The sequence below is a fragment of the Sodalis glossinidius str. 'morsitans' genome, assembly GCF_000010085.1.
GTDB lineage: Bacteria > Pseudomonadota > Gammaproteobacteria > Enterobacterales > Enterobacteriaceae > Sodalis > Sodalis glossinidius.
In genome coordinates this window covers 390,913-408,046 of the sequence record NC_007712.1, presented here as the reverse complement: position 1 = coordinate 408,046, position 17,134 = coordinate 390,913, and the positions used below count along the sequence as shown (strand labels likewise).

The 17,134-nt window shown below is 56.5% G+C and carries 13 protein-coding genes and 7 pseudogenes; 11 read left to right on the top strand and 9 right to left on the bottom strand.

What is annotated here, in order from left to right; genetic code table 11:
- Nucleotides 1-22: 22 nt before the first annotated feature.
- Entirely contained in the window at nt 23-613 is a 591-nt protein-coding gene (diaA, locus tag SGP1_RS02055) for a DnaA initiator-associating protein DiaA (RefSeq protein ID WP_011410088.1), read from the top strand.
- A 9-nt stretch (nt 614-622) separates the two neighbouring features.
- Nucleotides 623-1,198, top strand: coding sequence for a division/outer membrane stress-associated lipid-binding lipoprotein (gene dolP / locus SGP1_RS02050; RefSeq protein ID WP_011410087.1), 576 nt, complete (start codon nt 623-625; stop codon nt 1,196-1,198).
- 7 nt (nt 1,199-1,205) lie between these two features.
- Here the strand turns inward: dolP and mtgA are convergent.
- From mtgA to SGP1_RS02030, 4 genes and pseudogenes are all read right to left on the bottom strand, one after another.
- Nucleotides 1,206-1,844 (bottom strand): annotated as a pseudogene (gene mtgA / locus SGP1_RS02045) (monofunctional biosynthetic peptidoglycan transglycosylase).
- Between the two features lie 83 nt (nt 1,845-1,927).
- Nucleotides 1,928-2,583 (bottom strand): annotated as a pseudogene (gene elbB / locus SGP1_RS02040) (isoprenoid biosynthesis glyoxalase ElbB).
- A 148-nt stretch (nt 2,584-2,731) separates the two neighbouring features.
- Complete coding sequence (gene arcB / locus SGP1_RS02035; RefSeq protein ID WP_011410084.1) at nt 2,732-5,158, bottom strand: aerobic respiration two-component sensor histidine kinase ArcB; 2,427 nt, start codon at nt 5,156-5,158, stop codon at nt 2,732-2,734.
- 284 nt (nt 5,159-5,442) lie between these two features.
- Nucleotides 5,443-6,109: pseudogene (locus SGP1_RS02030) on the bottom strand (TIGR01212 family radical SAM protein); the annotation flags it as partial.
- A 714-nt stretch (nt 6,110-6,823) separates the two neighbouring features.
- Between SGP1_RS02030 and SGP1_RS36035 the strand changes: the two are divergent.
- The 7 genes and pseudogenes from SGP1_RS36035 to SGP1_RS02015 all read left to right on the top strand — a co-directional run bounded on the left by SGP1_RS36035 (nt 6,824) and on the right by SGP1_RS02015 (nt 11,260).
- The gene (locus SGP1_RS36035; protein ID WP_424141133.1) at nt 6,824-6,973 is read left to right on the top strand and encodes a hypothetical protein; all 150 of its coding nucleotides are present in this window, start codon (nt 6,824-6,826) and stop codon (nt 6,971-6,973) included.
- On the top strand, nt 6,924-7,082 hold the full coding sequence (locus SGP1_RS34890) for a hypothetical protein (RefSeq protein ID WP_279379431.1): 159 nt from the start codon (nt 6,924-6,926) through the stop codon (nt 7,080-7,082). Before SGP1_RS36035 ends, SGP1_RS34890 begins: the two co-directional genes overlap by 50 nt.
- Nucleotides 7,079-8,081: pseudogene (locus SGP1_RS32475) on the top strand (hypothetical protein). The gene SGP1_RS34890 and the pseudogene SGP1_RS32475 overlap by 4 nt, the downstream one beginning before the upstream one ends.
- A 21-nt stretch (nt 8,082-8,102) precedes the next feature.
- Nucleotides 8,103-8,375, top strand: a complete 273-nt coding sequence (locus SGP1_RS34885) for a glutamate synthase central domain-containing protein (protein ID WP_279379430.1) — start codon at nt 8,103-8,105, stop codon at nt 8,373-8,375.
- Nucleotides 8,276-9,212: pseudogene (locus tag SGP1_RS32470) on the top strand (glutamate synthase central domain-containing protein). The gene SGP1_RS34885 and the pseudogene SGP1_RS32470 overlap by 100 nt, the downstream one beginning before the upstream one ends.
- Nucleotides 9,213-9,231: 19 nt before the next feature.
- Nucleotides 9,232-9,849, top strand: a pseudogene (locus SGP1_RS32465) (glutamate synthase-related protein).
- A 10-nt stretch (nt 9,850-9,859) separates the two neighbouring features.
- A pseudogene (locus SGP1_RS02015) lies at nt 9,860-11,260 on the top strand (FAD-dependent oxidoreductase).
- Between the two features lie 53 nt (nt 11,261-11,313).
- Here the strand turns inward: SGP1_RS02015 and sspB are convergent.
- From sspB to zapE, 5 genes are all read right to left on the bottom strand, one after another.
- On the bottom strand, nt 11,314-11,814 hold the full coding sequence (sspB, locus tag SGP1_RS02010) for a ClpXP protease specificity-enhancing factor (RefSeq protein ID WP_011410083.1): 501 nt from the start codon (nt 11,812-11,814) through the stop codon (nt 11,314-11,316).
- 4 nt (nt 11,815-11,818) lie between these two features.
- A complete protein-coding gene (gene sspA / locus SGP1_RS02005) occupies nt 11,819-12,460 on the bottom strand; it encodes a stringent starvation protein SspA (RefSeq protein ID WP_011410082.1) in 642 nt (213 codons plus the stop codon).
- 325 nt (nt 12,461-12,785) lie between these two features.
- Complete coding sequence (rpsI, locus tag SGP1_RS02000) at nt 12,786-13,178, bottom strand: 30S ribosomal protein S9 (protein WP_011410081.1); 393 nt, start codon at nt 13,176-13,178, stop codon at nt 12,786-12,788.
- Between the two features lie 15 nt (nt 13,179-13,193).
- Nucleotides 13,194-13,622 carry a 50S ribosomal protein L13 gene (gene rplM / locus SGP1_RS01995; RefSeq protein ID WP_011410080.1) on the bottom strand — a complete coding sequence of 143 codons (429 nt, stop codon included), beginning with the start codon at nt 13,620-13,622 and terminating at the stop codon, nt 13,194-13,196.
- Nucleotides 13,623-13,835: 213 nt separating this feature from the next.
- Nucleotides 13,836-14,969: a cell division protein ZapE gene (zapE, locus tag SGP1_RS01990; protein WP_011410079.1), complete on the bottom strand. Its 1,134-nt coding sequence runs from the start codon at nt 14,967-14,969 to the stop codon at nt 13,836-13,838.
- Nucleotides 14,970-15,180: 211 nt separating this feature from the next.
- On the opposite strand from zapE, the gene zapG reads away from it, so the two are divergent.
- A complete protein-coding gene (gene zapG / locus SGP1_RS01985; protein WP_011410078.1) occupies nt 15,181-15,564 on the top strand; it encodes a Z-ring associated protein ZapG in 384 nt (127 codons plus the stop codon).
- Nucleotides 15,565-15,710: 146 nt separating this feature from the next.
- Nucleotides 15,711-17,081: a serine endoprotease DegQ gene (gene degQ / locus SGP1_RS01980; protein WP_011410077.1), complete on the top strand. Its 1,371-nt coding sequence runs from the start codon at nt 15,711-15,713 to the stop codon at nt 17,079-17,081.
- Nucleotides 17,082-17,134: the final 53 nt, after the last annotated feature.

Sequence of the window (17,134 nt, the reverse complement as noted above, 5' to 3'; positions counted from 1 at the left end):
TTGACTTATCAGGTTGTTAAACGTGCTGGAAAGAATAAAAGGCTGTTTTACCGAGAGTATTCAAACGCAGATTGCGGCGGCGGAGGCCCTGCCGGACGCCATTGCCCATGCCACCAACGTGCTGGCGCAGGCGCTGCTCGACGATAAAAAAATCTTATGCTGCGGCAACGGCACCTCCGCCGCGAACGCGCAGCACTTCGCCGCCTGCATGCTGAATCGCTTTGAAGCCGAGCGCCCAAGCCTGCCGGCAATGGCGCTGAATGCGGACACCGTCGTCTTGACCGCCATCGCCAACGATCGCCAGCATGACGAAATTTACGCCAAGCAGGTCCGCGCACTCGGACAGGCCGGCGATGTCCTGCTGGCGATTTCCACCCGCGGCAACAGCCGTGATATCGTGAAAGCTGTCGAAGCTGCCGTCACACGTGACATGAAGATTATAGCCCTGACGGGCTACGACGGCGGCGAATTGGCCGGCCTTCTGGGTCAGCAAGACGTGGAAATCCGCATCCCGTCCCATCGCAGCGCGCGGATCCAGGAGATGCATATGCTCACCGTGAATTGTTTGTGTGATTTGGTTGATAATAAGCTGTTTCCCCACCTGGACGATTAAGGAGCCCAGATGAAGGTACATACGCCATTACTCCTGCTGTGCACAGCCCTGATGCTGCAAGGATGCGTCGGCGCGGTGGTAGTCGGCACCGCCGCGGTCGCCACCAAAACCGCCACCGATCCCCGCACCGTTGGTACACAACTCGATGACGGCACCCTTGAGGCACGGGTTGCCAACGCGTTGGCCAAAGATCAGCAGTTGAAGAAAGACGCGCGCATCATCAATACCGCCTATCAGGGCAAAGTCCTGCTAACCGGTCAGGCGCCGACCCCCGAGCTTGCCGAACGCGCCAAGCAGATTGCGATGAGCGTCGACGGCGCGACTGAAGTGTATAACGAAATCCGCCAGGGGCAGCCGGTATCGCTCGGACGCGCGTCCATGGATACCTGGATCACCACCAAAATCCGTTCGCAGCTGCTGGCCAGCGACGCGGTCAAGTCGTCTAACGTGAAAGTGACCACCGAGAACGGCGAAGTCTTCCTGTTGGGGCTCGTGACCAATGCCGAAGGCAAAGCCGCGGCGGAAATGGCCAGTAAAGTGAACGGCGTGAAACACGTCACCACTGCCTTCACCTACTTGCAGTAGCCGCGGTTTAGCGCAGACCGTTCTGCACCAGATAGGCATCACCGCCCATTTGCAGCATCTGGCGCAGGATCAAGCGCTGCCGCTGGCGGACATAGGCGCTGGGCGCGTCGGCGCTCAAACTCAGCGGGTTGGGCAGCACCGACGCCAGCAAGGCCGCCTCTTCGGCGGTCAGCCGGCTGGCGGGTTTAAGAAAATACCCCTGCGCCGCTGGCCTCTACACCGAAAATGCCCTCGCCGAACTCTGCGATATTCAAATAAACGGTCAGGATGCGGCGCTTGGTCCATACCGCTTCAATCCCGAGCGTCAGCCCGGTTTCCAGCCCTTTACGCAGCCAGCTGCGCCCATCCCACAGCAGCAGATTTTTTGCCGTCTGCTGTGACAGGGTTGACGCCCCACGGATATGCCGGCTGCACGCATTGTGATTGAGCACATCGCGAATACCGGTGATATCAAACCCCCAGTGGCGGGAAAATTTCTGATCTTCGGCCGCCATCACCGCTAACGCCATCGGCGGCGCAATCGACCGCATCGGCACCCAGCGCGAATGGGCGACATAGTGAAACGCCGCTAAGCCAGTGGTCTGCCGCTCCGCCTGACGGCGGTGAACGGCACCGGTACGAAAGCAAATAGCACTATCGCCAACAGCTACAGAGCCATCAAGGCCAAGCAACCCCGCAATAGCCAGCGCCAGAGGCGCCGCAGCAGGAACGGATGGCTGCTGCAGCGCTTCATGGGATAAATTCCAGCACGCGCGCCACGAGCTTATCAATCCCTTTGGCCACCTCGGCGATGGAGGTTTCCTGCATATAGGCCGGCGTCGTAATGATGTTGTTATCGCCATCGATAACAATGTCGTCCACCGGACACGTCACATGGGGATAGCCCCCATGGTGTCCACCATCTCGGCGGCGTCAACATCGGTGCCCAGCGTTAACCGTAACGGAACAGCGAGTATTTTGGGCAATAACGCCGGCGCGATACAGATAAAACCCAAAGGTTTACGCTGCAAATGCAGGGCCTGCACCAGTTGCGCCAGCTCGGCATCCACTTCACAGTCGGCGCCTGTTTGCGCCAGATTGCTGAGGTTTTTTGCAACACCGAAGCCGCCAGGGACAATGAGCGCATCGAGATCTTCGGCGCTGGCCGCCGCTAACGGCTGGATTTGGCCGCGGGCGATCCGCGCCGCTTCCACCAGCACATTGCGCCGTTCGTCGGTCTGCTCGCCGCTTAAGTGATTGACGACCTGCAACTGTGGTTTGTCGGTCGCAAAACAGACCGCATCCAACCCCGTGCGATCGATGGCCAGCAGCGTCAGCACAGCCTCCTGGATTTCACTGCCGTCATTGACGCCACAGCCGCTCAGCACGACACCGATCCGTTTCATTGGCTACAATCCTTCTGTCTGGTAGATGAACTTGTTATTTCCATTGACAAAATCTGTATTACATCCCAAATTTTAATGGATTTTGTAACATTATTCTCTTGTTTTGCTATGGTTTATTCATGAATGCTGGACGTCTTTTCCCCGTCCCTCAACCGCCGTTAAGTAATGACGACGATATACAGTTTCCCTGGTGTTGGCGCAATCTTCGCGCACCCCGGCAGCATAAGTCGGGGTCATTTTTTTCTGCCTGTTGAACCCAATCACGCAATGTTTGCACATTATCACGCCATTCCTGCTTCAACTCGTCAATCCACTCCTGAACGTTATCCCACCAGGCCGGCAATTCGGGGCTTTGGATCTGCTGCGCCAACTGCTGCAAATGGCGTAAGCCCACCGACCCTGCCGCGCCCTTGATTTTGTGCCCCTCTTCCGCGATCCCCTGCTGATCGCGGGCGGTCATGTTGGAGTCCAGGATTGCCAGATAGCCGGGCATCATTTTTTCAAACATCGCCAGACTTTGATGAATCAGCGACGGTCCCACCAATTCCATGTACTGTTCCAGCATGGTAGTGTCCAGGACCTGCCGGCTTTTGTCTACGGCGCTCTGTACGGCCGGCGCCTCGACGCCGGCGCTGTCGGCAGGGTCCCAGAATGTCTTTATTACCTGGATGAGCGCCGCGACCTCCAGCGGCTTACTCAGCACATCGTCCATGCCGGCCGCCAGATACTCCCGCTTATCCTTTAGCACATTGGCGGTCAGGGCGATAAGCGGCGGCATCTGCCGTCCCTGATAACGGCGCTTGAGCTGACTGGCGATATCCAGACCGGTCATATCCGGCAATTGGATATCCAACAGCACCAGATCGAATTCGTCGGGATCGAACATTGCCAGCGCGTCCTTTCCGGTCATCGCGACCTCCACGCTGCTGCCGAGTTTTTCCAATACGGAGCAGGCCACCAGTACGTTGAGTTCAATATCCTCCACCAGCAATACATTCAGCGCCGGCAGCGGCATCTCCTCCTCGTCCTCGGTATGCGCCTGCACCTGCGCCACTTCCGGCGCCACAATCGTTAGCGTGAAACAGGAACCCTGGCCAGGATGGCTTTTGACAGTGATATCGCCGTCCATGGCCTGCGCCAGCCGCTTGGATACCGCCAGCCCGATCCCGGTACCGGTCGCTGGTTTGCCTCCATGTTGTCCCTTCACCTGGTAGTACATGGCGAAAATTTTCTCTTGTTCCTCGTCGGGAATGCCGATACCGGAATCCTGTACGTCAAAGCATAAATGGTCGGCTTGTTCACGCCAGATACGGATGACAATTTCGCCCTGACGGGTAAATTTCACGGCATTGCCGATAAGGTTCCACAAGATTTGCCGCAGGCGGGTGCCGTCGGCGATGATACTGCGGGGTAGCGGCTGGCGCGGCGCCATTACCAGCTTCAGCCCCTTCGGCTGCACCAGCAGGCCGGACAGGTTTTTCAAATCCATCAGGAAGTCGGTGAAGTCCAGCGGCTGATTATCCAGCCGTACCTTACGGCGCTCCAACTTATCCATTTCGATAATGTCGTTGAAGATATAGCCTAGGGTCACCGCGCTGACATGAATGGTTTTGAGGTAGTTGTGTTGCTCTTCCGTCAGTTGGGTATCGAGCAAGATACGGCTTAAACCTACGATGCCGTTAAGCGGCGTACGCAGCTCATGGCTGATGGTAGAGATAAAGGTGGTTTTCTCCCGGCTGGCGCTCTCCAACGCGTCCTGATAGCGCTTACGCTCGGTAATATCGCGGCAAAAACCCATCAGACCGTGTCGCTTGCCAATGCGATCGTAAAACGGCACTTTACGCAGCTCAAAACAGGCCTTGCGCCCATCAGGGTATTCCAGCCATTGCTCATAGGTGAGCGAAACATTATGGCGAAACACCTTTTCATCGGTTTCGATAACTTTTTCGGCGATCTCCGGCGAGTAAACATCGCGCGGCGTCAGCCCCACCAGCTGTTTTTCGCTTTTGCCGGTCAACAGTTCTGTGGCGCGGTTGCAACCGGAAAACTCTTTGTTTTCATTACGGTAATACACCAAATCCGGCGACGCATCGAGGAAGGAGCGCAACAGCGAAGATTGTTGCTCAAGCTCAATCTGAGCCTGTTCACGCCGTGCCATTTCCTCCGTCAGTTTTTCCATTGCCCGGCGCCGCGCCTCTTCGGCTTTTTCCCGGTCAGCCATCTCCTGGTTAAGCTGGGCGATATTATTTTGCAATTGGGCGTTTAGCTGCAAATCGCGGTTACGCATTTCCTCCAGCTTATCCACCAGGCGCGACAGCCGCTGGCGTGACGCCTCAAGCTGCTCCACCACCACCGACAGAAAATAGACCGCCCACGGGGTGATTAATAGGCCGAAGAAAATTGAGCGTACCACATCGATACTTTTCACTTCGCCTCTGAGCACCATGGTGACCACCATCTGCACGATCATTGCCAGTACCACCAGCGCCGAGGCCAGCAGTAGGGAGAAGCGCACCAGACCAAGCTTCACCATCAGGTCGACGTAATATTGGGCCAGCAGACGAATTTGCTTCATGAGAGATTCCTTTTAGGACAATAGATAAATCATACCGTAAATATTTCCTACTGAACCAGTCCGGGTGCGCCGCCGTCGGCGCTGGCGCACCCGTTCCCGGGGCCGGGATCGTGCAACGGAAAAAGGCGGGTTCTTTTGGAACTTGGCGCCGGGTCCTGGTACCACGTCTGCTTAGACAAGGGCGCAGGGTCATAAGCGGTATTTTTCAGGCAAGGCCACACAGTATTGACGTGGTGTTAATTCATGCTTGAGCGCTCGGTATGGCATCACGTTTGCAGAGGCTTTGGCGCCGTATTGACGGGACGGCGAGCATTGGCGGATACCCGATGGAAATGCAGCGGATGCAGTTTCAGGCCCGACACCCCTTGCGCCACAACCTGATGAAGGGTGTCGAGGCATGCCGTCGCATCTTCGCCGGGCAAACCGATAATAAGGTGAGTGCAAACGTTCAGTCCACGCTCCCGCGCCTTGGCAATGTGTATGTTGATAACAGGCATAATCATGGCCGCGATTGATACGCCGCAGGGTTTTATCCTGTGCACTCTGTAACCCCAGCTCCAGCCAGATTTCATACCCCCCTATCGCGGTAGCCTGCCAACAGAGCCAGCACTGAAGCTGGCACGCAATCCGGGCGGGTTCCCACGCATAAGCCGGCAATGTGGGTGTGGCTGAGCGCCTGTCGATAAAGACAGTCCAATAGCTGCACTTCTGCATAAGTACTGGTATAGGTCTGGAAGTAGGCCAGATAGCGTTTGGCGCGATCGACCCCTGCTATCTGGCCGTCACGACAGAAAAATACTGCCTCGCTGGATCGCTGAACGCCGCGACATTGCAAAAGGTGCAGCCTCCGCGTCCCCACGTGCCGTCGCAGTTGGGGCAGCTAAACCCGCCGTGCAGGCTGAGTTTATGGATCTTCTCGCCGTAGCGGCGCTGAAGATCATTGCCAAACATATTGACTAATTGGTGTAACTACATAGTCTGGAGATCCGGTATTTCTATCACCCCGCAGCTTACGCTTTTCCCCGCCGTCAAACGCTGACCGAGATCAATGACCCTGCCCAACCCGCAACTTATTCATAATTACGCATTTTAATAGAGAATTAAATCAGTTTACCCTGGATTAATAATTCTTATTCCGCCCCCATGATTCATTCAAATGCGCACTAATCCTGAAAAACAGTGCCATGCGTCGGAGAAAATGGCAATAACAGAATATCATGCTGTAAAAATGCGCCGCACTAGCATGGTGCAGAGATGGTGACGCTGCACTACAGTGAGACAGCGCATCACCCAGCCCCCTTCCACCTCTCTTACGAGGGAGTAAAAAGCATAATTTATTATTATTTATCAAAAATTTAATTCATAAATTTCCCTTATCACCGCCCTTTACATGGATATTTGACCTGCGTGGTGATTATCGTTAATTTGGAAGGCCGCTGGAAGACATCCTGACGGGGCAACGACTCGTCATATTTATGCAGTTATCGAAGACTCCTTCTTAATACTAGTCGTTTATCAGTGTCTGACCGCCACGAAAGGTATTGAGTGAGAGCGGGACAGCAAAGCGCAGAGATGGTTTCATCCTGCCATCCGCTGCCGTTCATACCGATTCGCCTCCTCGCAGCAGGTTGTGTGAGTTAGCTGGAGCCTGGGGAGGTTCACGATATGTTGTACGATACTACGCACGAGAATGACAACTGTGGCTTCGGCCTGATTGCCCACATTGAGGGCGAGCCCAGCCATAAAGTCGTACGCACCGTCATTCATGCGCTGGCCCGCATGGCAGCATCGTGGCGCGATCCTGGCCGACGGTAAGACCGGCGACGGCTGCGGGTTGCTATTGCAAAAACCCGATCGCTTCTATCGTATGGTGGCGCAGGAGCGCGGCTGGGGAGGCTGGCGAAAAATTACGCCGTTGGCATGATGTTCCTGAGTCAGGACGAAGAAGAAGCCCGCGCCAGCCGCCGCATCGTCGAAGAAGAGATGCAAAACGAGACGCTGTCCATCGCCGGCTGGCGTGAAGTCCCCATTAATGCTGACGTGCTGGGCGATATCGCGCTCTCTTCGCTGCCGCGCATCGAACAAATTTTTGTCAACGCTCCCGCCGGCTGGCGTCCGCGCGATATGGAGCGTAGCCTGTATGTGGCACGCCGCCGTATTGAAAAGCGTGTCACCGACGACAGCTTTTATGTTTGCAGCCTGTCTAATTTGGTGATCGTTTATAAAGGGCTCTGCATGCCGGCAGACCTACCGCGCTTTTACCTTGATTTGGCGGACTTACGTCTGGAATCGGCTATTTGCCTGTTCCACCGGCGCTTTTCGACCAATACCGTCCCGCGCTGGCCGCTGGCCCAGCCGTTCCGCTATCTGGCCCATAACAGCGAAATCAATACCATTACCGGTAACGGCAATAGGCGCGCGCGCCTACAAACTGAAAACGCCGTTGATCCCCGATTTGCAGGATGCCGCGCCGTTTATCAATGAAACCGGCTCGGATTCCAGCTCGCTGGATAATATGCTGAACTGTTTTTAAGCGGCGGGATGGATCTCATCCGCGCCATGCACCTGCTGGTGCCGCCCGCCTGGCAGAACAACCCCAACATGGATCCGGAGCTGCGCGCTTTCTTCGATTTTAACTCGATGCATATGGAGCCTTGGGACGGTCCAGCCGGACGAAGTGGTGGAAAAAGGCCGCATCGGGCCCAGGGAATTGATGGTGATAGACACCACCAGCGGGCGCATTCTGCATTCGGCGGAAACCGATAACGATATGAAAAGCCGCCACCCATACAAAGAGTGGATGGAGCGCAATGTGCGCCGCCTGACGCCGTTCGAGGATCTGCCGGACGACCAGATCGGATTCCGCGCGCTGGATAATGATCTGCTTGGCAGCTATCAAAAACAGTTTGGCTATACCTTTTAAGAGCTTGATGCCATCGTCCACGTGCTGGGGGAAAACGGTCAGGAAGCTACCGGGTCAATCGGCGACGATACACCGTTTGCCGTGCTCTCCAGCCGGCCGCGGGTCATCTATGACTATTTCCTCCAGCAGTTCGCCCAGGTGACCAACCCGCCTATCGATTCGCTGCGCGAGGCCCACGTGATGTCGTTGGCCACCTGCATCGGTCGCGAAATGAATGTCTTCAGCGAAGCGGAAGGCCAGGCATACCGGTTGGCCTTCAAATCGCCGATATTACTGTATTCCGACTTTACCTAGCTCACCACTCAGGCCGGCGATCATTACCGCTCAATAAACTGGATATCACCTTTGAGCCGGCGCAGGCGAGTCTGCATGACACCTTGCTGAGCTTGTGCGATCGCGCCGAAGAAATGGTGCGCCAGGGCACGGTACTGCTGGTGCTGACCGACCGGGCTATCGCACCGGACCGCATACCGGTTCCGGCGCCGATGGCGGTGGCGGTGGGCGCCATCCATACCAACCTGGTTGAAAAAAACCTGCGCTGCGATGCCAACCTGATCGTTGAAACGGCCAGCACCCGCGATTTATCCGTTCCTGGCTTATGAAAATCTGGCCGGCATGGTGGATAACGGCACCACCGATAAAGATTACCGCGCGGTGATGCTGAATTTCCGCAACGGCATCAATAAGGGGCTGTACAAGATTATGTCCAAAATGGGCATTTCGACCGTCGCTTCATACCGTTGCTCGAAGCTTTTCGAGGCGGTCGGCCTACACCGCGATCTGACAGATCTGTGCTTCCAGGGCGTGGTCAGCCGTATCGGCGGCGCCAGCTTTAGCGATTTCGAGCTTGATTTACTAAACCTGTCGAAACGGGCCTGGCTGAAACGCAAAGCGCTCGATCAGGGCGGGCTGCTTAAATATGTCCACGGCGGCGAATACCACGCCTATAATCCCGATGTCGTGAGCACCCTGCAACAGGCGGTGCGCAGCGGCGATAGGCGGGACTATCAGCCAGTATACCGATCTGGTCAATCAGCACCCAGTCGCGACGCTGCGGGATCTGCTAGAGTTAAAACCCAACGGCCAGGCGGTCGCGCTGGATCAGGTAGAGCCGGCGGAGCATCTGTATAAGTGATTCGATACCGCCGCCATGTCCATCGGCGCACTCAGCCCGGAGGCCTATGAGTCGCTGGCACAGGCAATGAACGGGCTGGGCGGCTTCTCCAACTCCGGCGAGGGCAGTGAAGATCCTGCCCGTTACCGTACCGATAAGGTGTCGCGGATCAAACAGGTGGCTTCCGGCCGCTTCGGCGTGACGCCAGCTTATCTGGTCAATGCCGACGTCATTCAGATTAAAGTGGCGCAGGGCGCCAAGCCCGGCTAAGGCGGCCAGCTACCGGGTGATAAAGTCACCCCCTACATCGCGCGCCTGCATTATTCGGTACCCGGCGTCACGCTGATTTCTCCGCCGCCGCACCACGATATCTACTCGATAGAAGATCTGGCGCAGCTGATATTCGATCTCAAACAGGTCAATGCCAAGGCGCTCATTTCGGTCAAGCTGGTGTCCGAACCCGGCGTCGGTACCATCGCCACAGGCGTGGCCAAAGCCTATGCGGATTTGATCACCATCGCCGGCTCGCCCTGGGAATTGGGTCTGGTGGAGACGCAGCAAGCGCTGGTGAAACCAAAATCGAGCGATGTGAAAGCGTTGTGGGGCCACCGCAGCCGCCGCTTCGCGGCAGAATTGCGCGTGCAAGCGCAGTAAGAGGTTAATGATGAGTCAAAATTTTTATCAATTTATTGACCTGCAGAGTGTGGATCCGCCGAAAAAGCCGCTGAAGGTACGTAAAATTGAATTTGTGGAAATCTACGAGCCGTTCTCTGACTTGCAGTCCAAAGCGCAGGCGGACCGCTGTCTCTCCTGCGGCAACCCTTACTATAAATGGAAATGTCCGGTACATAACTACATTCCCAATTGGCTGAAGCTTGCCAACGAGGGACGGATTATCGAAGCGGCCGAACTGTCCCACCAGACCAACAGTCTGCCGGAAGTGTGCGACCGGGTTTGCCCGCAGGACCGCCTGTGCGAGGGCTCCTGCACGCTGAACGATGAATTCGGCGCCGTCACCATCGGTAATATCGAGCGTTATATTAACGATAAAGCCATCTAGATGGGCTGGAAACCGAGCGTCGCCAACGTCGTTCCCACCGGCAAGCGGGTGGCGATTGTCGGCGCCGGTGCCGCGGGACTGGCCTGTGCTGATGTTCTGGCGCGCAACGGCGTGCAGGCTGGTTGTCTTTGACCGTCATCCGGAAATTGGCGGTCTGCTGACTTTCGGTATCCCCGCCTTTAAGCTTGAGAAAGAGGTGATGATAAAGCGCCGCGAAATCTTCAGCGATATGGGCATCGAGTTCCGTCTGAATACCGAAATCGGTAGAGATGTGCAGCTCAGCGATTTGCTGGGGGAATACGATGCGGTCTTTCTGGGCGTCGGCACCTATCAATCCATGCGCGGCGGGCTGGATAACGAGGACGCTCCCGGCGTATACGACGCCTTGCCGTTTCTGGTCCAATACCCGCGAGCTGATGGGCTTTGGTAACCCCGCCGACGCGCCCTACGTGAACATGAGCGGCAAGCGCGTGGTGGTGCTGGGCGGCAGCGATACCGCTATGGACTGTGTCCGCACCTCGATTCGCCACGGCGCCAGCCGGGTTATCTGCGCCTATCGCCGCGATGAGGAAAACATGCCGAGTTCGCGCCGGGAAGTGAAGAACTCGCGCGAGGAAGGGGGGGAATTCATGTTCAATCTACATCGAAGTGGGCGCCGATGGCCGGGTCTGCGGCGTGAAGATGGTGCGTACCGCCATGGGCGCACCGGATGCCCATGGCCATCGCCGCGCGGAAATCGTCGCAGGCGCTCCGAGCATATTGTTGACGCCGATGCGGTGGTCGTTGCCTTCGGCCTCCGCCCGCACGCAATGAGCTGGCTGGCTGATTTCAGCGTCGAGCTGGACGGTCAGGGCCGGATAATAGCACCGGAAGACGGCGCGGCCGCCTTCCAGACCAGCAATCCAAACATCTTCTCCGGCGGTGACGCGGTACTCGGCTCCGATCTGGTGGTCACCGCTATCGCTGAAAGCGGCGGAAGGCATCATGAATTTTCTGGAAGTGTAAACGCTCTCCTCTGCGTTAAGTCGAGAAAAAAGCCGCCCCGGCACCGCGGGTGCTTACTTCACCACGCGCAATGATGGCCGGCCACCGCCGCGCGGCGGCGAAGGCGGCTTGTCCTCGGGATCGTCAGCCTGCGCATTATCCGGCCAGTCGACATCGATCACCGACATGACGGTTTCCGTTGCCGGCTCTTCAGCACTGTCATCGTCCGCTAGCGTCAGCTGCTCGTAGGCCACCTCAGGCTCAAACATAGTACCGGCACCGTTTTCACGGGCATAGATTGCCAGTACGGCCGCCATCGGCACTACCACTTGCTGCGGTACACCGCCAAAGCGGGCATTGAACTGCACGTCGTCGTTGTCCAGCGTCAGATTCGCCACGGCGCGCGGTGCGATATTCAGCACGATTTGCCCGTCACAGGCAAATTCCATCGGCACCATCACGCCATCCACGGTGACATCCACCACCAGATGCGGCGTCAGCTGATTATCAAGCAACCATTCATAAAAAGCCTGCAGCAGGTATGGCCGGCGCGGCGAAAGCTGAGTCACCTTCATCCCATTACCCCCGCGTCTGCAGGCGCATTTCGCGCTCGGCTTCGGTCAGCGAGGCCAGGAAGGAATCGCGTTCAAATACGCGCGTCATATACCCTTTCAGCTCTTTGGCGCACACGCCGGCCAGTTCAATACCCAGCTGCGGTAAACGCCACAGCAGCGGCGCCAGGTAGCAATCCACCAGGCTGAACTCTTCGCTCATGAAGAAAGGCGCTTCATTAAATACCGGCGCCACGGCCAGCAGTTCCTCACGGAGCTGCCGACGAGCGTTGTCCGCTTCGCTGCCGCTGCTTTGCTCGATTTTGCGCATCAGCGTATACCAATCGTTCTCGATGCGGTGCATCATCAGGCGGCTGGTGCCACGTGCTACCGGATATACCGGCATCAACGGCGGATGCGGGAACCGTTCATCCAGGTATTCCATGATAATGCGGGATTCGTAAAGCGTCAGTTCGCGATCGACCAGCGTCGGCACAGTGCAGTAAGGGTTAAGGTCAATCAGGTCCTGCGGCAGATTATCCATCTCAACCTGCTCAATTTCGACACTCACCCCTTTTTCCGCCAGCACGATGCGCACTTGATGGCTGAAAATGTCGGTCGTGCCGGAAAACAGCGTCATCACCGAACGTTTGTTGGCAGCGACAGCCATGAAAACCTCCAAGTTTATTGAGAAAATACCGCGAATAACCCTAACCCAGGGTTATTTTCCTGATTTGTCCGCCGTTGACCCGTAGCCCACTTTGCCCGCTGCAACCGGAGCCGGAAAGCTTGCAACCGGTAAACAAAACGCCAGCCAAGTAAACAGGCATATAAGCGTTGGCTAGTTTATCAGATTTTGCCTGTTTTGTGGGGCACGATATGGCAAATCAGCGTGAATAACTGGGCTGTGGTTGATATTGCAGGTGGGTCAGGACGCGATAAATAAAAAAGCCCGGACGGGTCCGGGCTTTTCGCTGCAGTGAAAACTGCGGGAATTAACGTTTGGAGAACTGCGGACGACGGCGTGCTTTACGCAGACCGACTTTCTTACGTTCAACCTGACGGGCGTCACGGGTAACGAAACCGGCTTTGCGCAGATCCGCGCGCAGCGTTTCGTCATATTCCATCAGCGCACGGGTAATACCGTGGCGAATAGCGCCTGCCTGACCGGAGATGCCGCCACCCTTAACGGTGATGTACAGGTCCAGTTTGCCCACCATGTCGACCAGTTCCAGCGGCTGACGAACCACCATGCGGGCGGTTTCACGACCGAAGTACTGATCCAGACTACGCTGGTTAATAACGATGTTGCCGCTGCCGGCCTTAACGAAGACGCGAGCGGAAGAGCTTTTGCGGCGACCAGTGCCGTAATATTGATTTTCAGCCATTGCCTATAATCCCGATTAAATGTCCAGAACTTGCGGTTGCTGTGCCGCGTGGTTGTGCTCGGTACCGGCGTAAACTTTCAGTTTACGGAACATAGCACGACCCAGCGGGCCTTTTGGCAGCATGCCTTTAACCGCGATTTCAATCACACGCTCAGGGCGGCGGGCAATCATCTCTTCAAAGGTCGCTTGTTTGATACCACCGACGTGGCCGGTGTAGTGATAGTAAATCTTGTCGTTACGCTTGTTGCCGGTAACGGCCACTTTGTCAGCGTTCAGAACGATAAGATAATCACCGGTATCCACATGCGGCGTATATTCCGCTTTATGCTTGCCGCGCAGACGACGAGCCAGTTCGGTAGCAAGACGGCCAAGGGTTTTTCCTTCGGCGTCGACAACATACCAGTCACGTTTGACCGTTTCCGGCTTTGCTGTAAAAGTTTTCATTAAAAGCTTACCCAATTTAAGTTACACGTTGGTGAACACCCAAACGCTTCAATGAACAGTTATGAGGCTCACACGGCTTTCAGTCCAGCAAACCTACCCCTTCGAGTAGCAGTTGCTGGCGCAATTGAAGTTTTGGGAAAAAACCTCAATGTAACGTGGGGTCGCAAGATTATAGAAGAAGTCGTCGGCAAAGATCGACCCTTTTTTACGTCATCAAGGCTGATGCGCCAGTCTGAGGTACTCCTCGCTCTGCATTTCCTGCAAACGCGACAGGCAGCGCTGATACTCGAAGCGCAGCAGCTGTCCCTGATACAACGCCGACATCGGCACGCTGGCGCCGACCACCAGCTTGACGTGCCGTTCGTAAAACTCATCCACCAGCGCCAAAAAGCGGCGGGCGGTATTCTCCTGATCGCCGCCCATCGGCTGCACATTATGCAGCAGAACGCTGTGAAAGTGTTCTGAGAGAACAATATAGTCGTTTTGGCTGCGCGCACCGCCGCATAACTCGGCGAAATCCAACGCCACCACGCCATCGGTCACGCCTAATGTCGGCAACGGGCGATGATTGATTTCCAGGGCCGGCGCATCGCCGTCCAGGGCGAGGTGTCTCCCCGCCAGAGCGCTGAACATCTGCGCCATCGCCCGGTCGGTCTCGTTGCCGAGGTGGAGCCACAAATTGGCCTGCGTCAGGGTGCGCAGGCGGTAATCAATGCCGGCATCCACATTCATGACTGCGCAGTGGAGTTTTATTAATTCGATAGCCGGCAGAAAGCGCGCGCGCTGCAGACCGTTGCGGTAAAGATCATCCGGCGGAATGTTCGAGGTCGCCACAAGCGTAATCCCGCGCGCAAACAGCGCCTGCATCAGCGTGCCAAGCAGCATCGCGTCGGTAATATCGGTCACGAAGAATTCGTCGAAACAGAGTACGTCGGTCTCAGCCTTGAAGCCGTCGGCAATGATCTCCAGCGGATCCTGGTGGCCCTGCAGGCGCGTCATCTCCTCATGCACCCGCAGCATGAAGCGGTGGAAATGCAGCCGCAGTTTACGCTCGCCGGGCAGGCTGCGGTAAAATAAATCCATCAGCCAGGTCTTGCCTCTGCCCACCCCGCCCCACATATATAAACCCGGGACCGGTTCGTCGGTTGCGCGCTCGCTTTTGCCCAGCCATTTTTTGCCCAGCCGGCCGAGCAGGCCCGATGGGGCGCTAGCGGCGGTTTGCGCCGCGCTCAACTGCTGGTGAATTTGGTCCAGACGGGCGATGGCGGCTGCCTGGACGTCATCTGGCTGATATTCCCCTTGCGCCAGCATCTGCTGATAAAGGGATAACGGCGAAGTGGCTTGCATGTGGCTGACGTTCCCTGAATGAAAATGAAAGGTTAAAAAAACGCTTGCCGCACATCCTAAACAGCGGCGCGGCCGAACACAATAGCCCGGCGCCTCGGCTGGTAACCCGTCGTCACATTCTCCGGTTCCACTGATGGCGCGTTACCGGTTATAGTGAAGCTAACTGTGTATTAAACCCTACGGGACAACGAAGTCAAAAATAGGAGTCATTATGGCCTGGGAATATGCGCTGATCGGATTAGTAGTGGGCATGATTATCGGTGCGGTCGCCATGCGTTTCGGTAACCGTAAGCTGTGTCAGCAGCAAACGCTTAAGCACGAATTGGAAAAAAGCAAAGCCGAGCTGGACAAGTATCGCGAAGAGTTGACCAGCCATTTCGCCCGCAGTGCAGAACTGCTGGACAACATGGCCAACGATTACCGTCAGCTCTATCAGCATATGGCCAAGAGTTCCAATAGTCTGCTGCCGAACCAGCGCAGCGAAGATAATCCGTTCCGCTATCGCCTCACCGAAGCGGAAGCAGACAACGACCAAATTCCGGCGGAAATGCAGCCGCGGGATTATCCGGAAAGCGCCAGCGGCTTGCGCAAATAACGTCCCGCCCCGTGGCTGCGCCGGCATCGGCTCGCCCACAGGCTGAACTTTTCCCCTCCCGGCAGGGTCATAATGGCGATTATGATGCCATCACCGGATGCCTGGACCAGGGTATCTGATACGAAAACGAGCGAGTTAAGGTTACAATGAAAACGACACCACTCTTCAGCGCACTGGCACTCAGCATCGGGCTGAGCCTGATTCCTTTTTCGGCGCCGCAGGCGGCGCTGCCGGCCGAAGTGGCGGGGCAATCCATGCCAAGCCTGGCGCCCATGCTGACTAAAGTTCTGCCAGCGGTAGTAAGCGTTCACGTCGAAGGCTCCCAACCGGTCCGACGTCCCGCACTACCCAAGGAGTTCAAATATTTCTTCGGGCCCGACACCCCGGGCGGTAACGGTGGATCGCGCCCGTTTGAAGGGTTGGGTTCAGGGGTCATCATCAACGCCGCAAAAGGCTATGTAATTACCAATAATCACGTGGTCAACGGCGCAGACAAGATTAAAGTGCAGCTTAATGACGGCCGTGAATTCGATGCCAAGCTGGTGGGGCACGATGAGCAGACCGATCTGGCGCTATTGCAATTGCCTGCGCCGAAAAACCTCAGCGAGGTGACCATGGCCGACTCCGATACGCTGAAAGTCGGCGATTTTGCCGTCGCGGTAGGCAATCCGTTCGGTCTCGGCCAGACCGCCACGTCCGGTATTGTTTCCGCTCTGGGCCGCAGCGGCCTCAATCTGGAAGGCCTGGAAAACTTCATCCAGACCGATGCGTCCATTAACCGCGGCAATTCCGGCGGCGCGCTGGTCAATCTTAACGGCGAGCTGATTGGTATCAATACCGCCATTCTGGCACCGGGGGGTGGTAACATCGGTATCGGCTTCGCTATCCCCAGCAATATCGTCAAAAACTTGAGTCAGCAATTAATTGAATATGGCGAAGTCAAACGCGGTCAATTGGGTATCAAAGGCACCGAGCTGACCGCCGATATTGCCAAAGCCTTCAATATCGATGCTCAGAGTGGCGCCTTCGTCAGCGAAGTGCTGCCGAATTCCGCCGCCGCCAAAGCCGGTATCAAAGCCGGCGATATCATTGTTTCGGTGGAAGGCAAACCGATTCAGAGTTTCGCCGAACTGCGGGTGAAGGTCGGTACTACCGCACCCGGTAAAACCGTCAAGCTTGGCCTGCTGCGCAACGGCAAAGTGCAAACGGCCTCGGTGGTCCTGGATGACAACGCATCCGCCACCACAAGCGAAGAGATCCTCACCCAGGCGCTACAAGGGGCTTCCCTCAGCAATGGCCAACTGAAAAATGGCACCAAGGGCGTTCAGGTGGAGGAAGTGGTGAAAGACTCCCCCGCCGCCGCAATCGGTCTGCAAAAGGGCGATGTGATTGTCGGTTTGAACCGCGAACGGGTACAAAGCGTCGCGCAGCTGCGTAAAGTGCTGGAGGCCAAACCGGCGGTCATGGCGCTGAACATCGTGCGCGGTGACGCGGATATTTACCTGTTATTGCGCTAAGCATTTAAAAAACGGACGCCGGCGCTGCGGTGTCCGTTTAACTCGTGCTATCC